Origin of the sequence: Leucobacter sp. M11, assembly GCF_035726885.1 — a bacterium.
In the GTDB taxonomy this organism is placed as follows: Bacteria; Actinomycetota; Actinomycetes; order Actinomycetales; family Microbacteriaceae; genus JAPFRB01.
Genome location: NZ_JAPFRB010000003.1, coordinates 562,563 through 567,997 on the forward strand (window position 1 = coordinate 562,563; position 5,435 = coordinate 567,997).

The following is a 5,435-nucleotide window of genomic DNA, read 5'->3' on the forward strand; positions in this document are numbered from 1 at the left end:
GAGCACGCGGTCCCCGTCGGCCTGGTCGCTCGCGGAGGTGCTGAGCTCGACGGGGTCGAGGGTCACGGTTTGCGCCTCGTCGTCGATGTCGGTGTGCTCGGCGAGCAGCCGACCGTCAGCGGAGGAAACCCACTCGTACACCACGAGCGATCGCCCGCCGTATCCCGGGGGAACCGTGAATTCGAGATCGACGACCCCGTCCCGGGTCTCGGGCACGAAGGTGCGCTCAGCCGTGATTCCCGTTGACTCCGCGGAGTCTTGGAAGAACAGCTCACCGCGGAGCGTGTGCGTGGCCCCGGGCAGCAGCCCGGTGTAGCTGACCCTGTCGACGATCACACCGCCCTCGGGGGGCAGGACGCGGTCACCGTCAACCTGGTTGCCGGCGGAGGTCGTCACCGTCGCGGGGCGGGGCACGGCCTGCGTCACCGCAGAGATCTTCCCGGGTTCTTCGACCACGACGATGCGTTGGACGTTCTTTCCGGGGGCGACCCCGGTCGGGCGGAGCACCCGCACCGAATCGGCCGGAGCGGATGCGCTCGCGGTCACCGAGCCCGCGCGGTCGCCGAGGACGGCGGAGAACGTCGCGGTTCCGTCGCGGCCGGTCGTGATCGAGCCGGGCACCCCGGTCAGGTGCTCCGCGGCCAGTGCGACCGAAACGCCCGGGACACCGGCCCCGTTCCGCGCGGTGACGCTCGCGGTGAACGGGACGGTCTCCCCAGCCAGGGGGTCCTGTTTTTCGCTGCGGACCGTCAGCGTCCAGGGGCCCGCATAGGCCTTGCCGTCGGCGCGCAGCTGATCAATCTTGTTGACCACCCCAGCCGTCGCGGGCTTTGCGAGGAAGGCCGCGCGGTACCACGCCGCATCGAAGCCGACATCTTTGGCGGGAACGTTGCTCCCGAGCGGGTATTGCGGGGTGGGGCCGGTGAGCTCGTGCAGGAGGTAGCTCGCCGCTGCCGCCGTTTCGTTGGCCACGCTCGTGCTCCCACCGTTCTGCGCGGAGCGCACCGTGGCGTTCGAGGCGTAGAGGATGTAGGCGAGCTCCGCGCGGGCCTGGGCCGAGATGGGGGTTCCGCTCTTCGTCGTGAGTTCCCCGCCGGGGGCGTACCCGGTCGCGTTGTTGGGGGCGAGCAGGCCGTGGTCGGCGCAGTAGCCCTGCCCCCCGCCGGGAACCTGGTAGGTCCCGCTCCACGCGGTCCAGCCCCCGTTCTTGATCGGTCCCTTGGCGCCGATGAGGGCCTGGCCGGGGACCGAGACCCCGTACATCTGGCCTTCGGGCCCCGGGGACGGGGCGGCATTCGCCGCCGAAGTAGCGCCCAGCCCGGCGCCCCCCAGCGCGAGCAGGGCCGCGGTTCCGGCGGCGGCGAGGAGCGCGATGGGTGATCGGCTCCTGGGACGGCGCGATTGCCGATGCGCGTCACGTGTCATATGTCTGTCTCTTTCGACTCTCGGTGCGCGATGGATCCCCCAGCGGGCGCACAACCGAGAAACAGTGTCGCGGTCGACAAGCCTCCTGACGGGGCCAGCGTCGCAAATCCGAGGGGCATCTGTCGGAAATCGGTGGGAGGCGGCTGACCCGGCCCCGCGGGCCGACCGCCAGAATCGCTCGCGCGGACCCGCCCCGCCAAGGGTCTGTCGGGTCGGTGACCGCGGGCCCGGAGCCCCGGGGTGGCGAGCGTGCCGGGCTGATGCCCTAGCGCGAGTGGGGCGCGGTCTCGCCCTCGACGACCCAGACGCACACCAGCTCGCGGTCGCCGAAGAGCCATTCCTGCTCGCTGGGGGCGAAGACCCCAATCGCCGGACGGTCCCCGCTCGCCTGGGGCGCGTCGGCGGTGCGTCGCTCACAGAGCTCGGTCGCAATCAGGTCAATCTCGGTCTCGCCGGGGAAGGCTGACTCACCGAGCGTGCGCGAGGCAAAGACCTCGTATTGGTGCGCCTCCGCGCAGGGCACGAGCAGGTAGCTCGATGTCGCATCGGCCGTGGGGCCCTGCAGGCAGTCTCCCACGCTGACCGCTGGAAAGCCGTTCGGGTCGGCCGAGTCCCGTTCGGTCCCGGCCTCGAAGCTCTGCTCGGCGGGCAGGTGAAGGGTGGTGTCGGCGGTCGACGAGGTGCCCAAATCCTGCGAGAGCTGAGCGCTCGGCGCGACCGAGGTGCTGCACCCGCTCAGACCGATTGCGCCGAGCATCACGAGGGCCGCGAGCACGGGACGGTGTGAGAAAACGGGGGACAGGATTGGCTCCAGGAGTCGGGAAAGAGAACAGGCAAAACGAGCGGCCGCCCCCCAACGCCCTGACCGATGGTAGTCCCTTTCGCGGGGGTGCTCAACGCCGGAAGCGACCCTCCGCCCGAATCGTGATGCGGCTGTGTCCTTGGGGATCGGGCAGCGCGTCGAATCGGCGTGTTGGCCCCGGATGACACGCGCGAGATGCGCGAAAGTGGGTGCCGCGTTCGACACGGGGCTCCGCGATGCCGTACACTCATGAGTGGTAGTTGATTTCTGCCAAAATTTCCTGTGCCATTTTGCCTTGTTTTGAGGCGGGGGAGCGCGGGAAAGATTGCTGGGAATCGTAGCCTTAGGGCGGTGGCTCAATTGGTAGAGCAGCGGTCTCCAAAACCGCAGGTTGCAGGTTCGAGTCCTGTCCGCCCTGCAAAACCCGAAGCCGCGTGTGCGAACCTCGGGAACGGAAAGGTTGGTACGCGTGACTGGCAAGGAAATCGAAGAGTCTGGCAACAGCCTCGTCGAGCAGGCCAAATCTGACCGGGCCGCAAAGAAGACGTGGTTCGGCCGCTTGGTGCTGTTCATCAAGCAGGTCATTGACGAGCTCAAGAAGGTCGTCACGCCGACCCGCAAGGAGCTCATCAACTTCACGGCCGTCGTGCTCGTCTTCGTGGTGATCATGATGGCGCTCGTGTGGGCGCTGGACCAGCTCTTCGGTTTCCTCGCCGTGCTCCTCTTCGGCGATCCGGCATTCCGCTAACCACCTCCGAGACTGATTGAGAACGACATGACGAGCGAAGACAACAGCACGACCCCCGAGGCCGACCTCGACGCAGCGCTCGACGCGCTTGCGGGCACGGTCGACACCGAGGGCGCGGCTGCGACCGCCGAGGGTGACGACACCCCCGCCGCGGACGACGCCGTCATCGAGGACGCCGCCCCGGAGGACGCCGCCGAGAGCGACGCTCCCGCGGCTGACGCCCCGGAGGCCGTCGAGGGTGAGGGCGACGCCCCCGCCGCGGACGACGCCGAGGCTGACGAGGCCCCGGCCGAGGTCGACCCCTACGCGAAGTTCAAGCGGGAACTGCGCATCGCGCCCGGCAAGTGGTACGTCATTCACAGCTACGCGGGCTACGAGCGCAAGGTCAAGTCCAACCTCTGGAACCGTCGCGAGACGATGGGCGCCATCGACGACATCTTCGAGATTCAGGTCCCGATGGAAGAAGTCATGGAGGTCAAGAACGGCCAGCGCAAGATGGTGACCCGCGTGCGGATCCCCGGCTACGTGCTCGTTCGCATGCACCTCAACGAGAACAGCTGGTCCGTTGTGCGGCACACCCCGGGCGTGACCGGCTTCGTCGGCAACGCGCACAACCCGGTGCCCCTCCGCTTCAACGAGGCCTTCGAGATGCTCAAGAGCACCGTCGAGCTCGAGCCGAGCGCGGCCCAGGCCAGCTCCGGCGGCGTGGCGGGCGGCGCCAAGGCGCAGGCCCCCGCAGAGATCGACTTCGAGATCGGCGAGACCATCACGATCAAGTCCGGCTCCTTCGAGGGGCTGCCCGGCTCGATCAGCGAGATCAACCCGGCGAGCGGCAAGCTCACCGTCCTCGTCTCGCTCTTCGAGCGCGAGACCCCGGTCGAGCTCAGCTTCGACCAGGTCGCCAAGCTCTCCTAAGCGCAACGCTTCGCGCACCGGCGGCGGTCCCCTGTGGGGGCCGCCGCCGGTGCCGTTTCTGGCGAGGATCCTGCCGGGCCGGTCGGTCCGGTGCCCCGCGCGCGGGTGCGGCGCAAAAGACGTGATAAGCTTGACCCTTGGTGTGCGCCGTGCCTGGCCACACCACGCACCGCGCCGGGGATTCGCCTCGGCCGCGGGAGAGAGTCCGGGCCCGTCCCGGATCTCGTACGAAAGGAAACAACATGGCACCCAAGAAGAAGGTCACGGGTCTGATCAAGCTTCAGATCCAGGCCGGCGCCGCAAACCCGGCACCTCCCGTGGGCCCCGCCCTCGGTCAGCACGGCGTGAACATCATGGAGTTCTGCAAGGCCTACAACGCCGCGACCGAGTCGCAGCGTGGCAACGTGGTTCCCGTGGAGATCACCGTCTACGAGGACCGCTCCTTCACGTTCATCCTGAAGACGCCCCCGGCCGCTGAGCTCATCAAGAAGGCCGCCGGCGTCGCCAAGGGCTCCGGCACCCCGCACACCGTCAAGGTTGCGAAGATCTCCGCGGACCAGGTCCGCGCGATCGCCGAGCAGAAGGCCGCAGACCTGAACTCGAACGACATTGACGCTGCATCCAAGATCATTGCCGGAACCGCGCGTTCCATGGGCATCACGGTCGAGTAAGGCGAGGAAACAGATAATGGCTCAGAAGTCCAAGGCATACCGCGCCGCCGCCGAGAAGATCCAGGACGGCGCGTTCTACAACGCAGCCGACGCCGTTGCGCTCGCTCGCGAGACCGGCTCCGCAAAGTTTGACTCCACCGTCGAGGTCGCCCTGCGCCTCGGCGTTGACCCCCGCAAGGCTGACCAGATGGTCCGCGGCACGGTCAACCTCCCCCACGGCACGGGTAAGACCGCCCGCGTCATCGTCTTCGCCACCGGCGCAGCTGCGGAGGCCGCTCTGGCCGCCGGCGCTGACGAGGTCGGCGGCGACGAGCTGATCGAGAAGGTGGCCGCTGGCTACACCAACTTCGACTCGGCCGTCTCCACCCCCGAGCTCATGGGCAAGGTCGGTCGCCTCGGTAAGGTCCTGGGTCCGCGTGGCCTGATGCCGAACCCGAAGACCGGCACCGTGACCCCGGACGCGGCCAAGGCCGTGACCGAGATCAAGGGCGGCAAGATCGAGTTCCGCGTGGACAAGCACGCCAACGTGCACTTCATCGTTGGCAAGGCGTCCTTCTCGCCCGAGCAGCTCAACGACAACATCACCGCGGCCCTCGACGAGGTCCTCCGCCTGAAGCCGTCCTCGGCAAAGGGCAAGTACGTCCTCAAGGGCGTCGTCTCCACCACCTTCGGCCCCTCGGTGCCGCTGGACGTGTCCGGCTACTAAGCCAGACCGGGACACGATCCCACCCGGAACGGGCCCCCGACCACTGGTCGGGGGCCCGTTTTGCGTGGTCCGGACGCTGTTTCACAGGCCGCGCCCCGCGCCCTAGACTGAGAACTGTGACCTTCTCTGCGGCAGCGCCCAGCGGGGCAACCGGTTCCACGGTTCGTC

General features: G+C 68.2%; 6 protein-coding genes and 1 tRNA gene. 5 read left to right on the forward strand and 2 right to left on the reverse strand.

Going from position 1 to position 5,435, the window contains the following annotated elements; genetic code table 11:
* Both OOT08_RS11060 and OOT08_RS11065 read right to left on the reverse strand, forming a co-directional pair.
* Nucleotides 1-1,425: VaFE repeat-containing surface-anchored protein (locus OOT08_RS11060; protein ID WP_325092695.1), on the reverse strand; the 1,425-nt coding region annotated here is incomplete at its 3' end.
* A 265-nt stretch (nt 1,426-1,690) separates the two neighbouring features.
* On the reverse strand, nt 1,691-2,200 hold the full coding sequence (locus OOT08_RS11065; protein WP_325092696.1) for a septum formation family protein: 510 nt from the start codon (nt 2,198-2,200) through the stop codon (nt 1,691-1,693).
* Nucleotides 2,201-2,572: 372 nt separating this feature from the next.
* Between OOT08_RS11065 and OOT08_RS11070 the strand changes: the two genes are divergently transcribed.
* The 5 genes from OOT08_RS11070 (at nt 2,573) to rplA (ending at nt 5,267) form a co-directional block, all read left to right on the forward strand.
* Nucleotides 2,573-2,645, forward strand: a tRNA-Trp gene (locus tag OOT08_RS11070).
* Between the two features lie 51 nt (nt 2,646-2,696).
* Entirely contained in the window at nt 2,697-2,975 is a 279-nt protein-coding gene (secE, locus tag OOT08_RS11075) for a preprotein translocase subunit SecE (RefSeq protein WP_325092697.1), read from the forward strand.
* 27 nt (nt 2,976-3,002) lie between these two features.
* Nucleotides 3,003-3,890 (forward strand): transcription termination/antitermination protein NusG, encoded by an 888-nt coding sequence (nusG, locus tag OOT08_RS11080; RefSeq protein ID WP_325092698.1) that lies wholly within the window; start codon nt 3,003-3,005, stop codon nt 3,888-3,890.
* A 242-nt stretch (nt 3,891-4,132) separates the two neighbouring features.
* Complete coding sequence (rplK, locus tag OOT08_RS11085; protein ID WP_325092699.1) at nt 4,133-4,561, forward strand: 50S ribosomal protein L11; 429 nt, start codon at nt 4,133-4,135, stop codon at nt 4,559-4,561.
* A gap of 16 nt (nt 4,562-4,577) precedes the next feature.
* Complete coding sequence (rplA, locus tag OOT08_RS11090) at nt 4,578-5,267, forward strand: 50S ribosomal protein L1 (protein WP_325092700.1); 690 nt, start codon at nt 4,578-4,580, stop codon at nt 5,265-5,267.
* Nucleotides 5,268-5,435 lie beyond the last annotated feature (168 nt).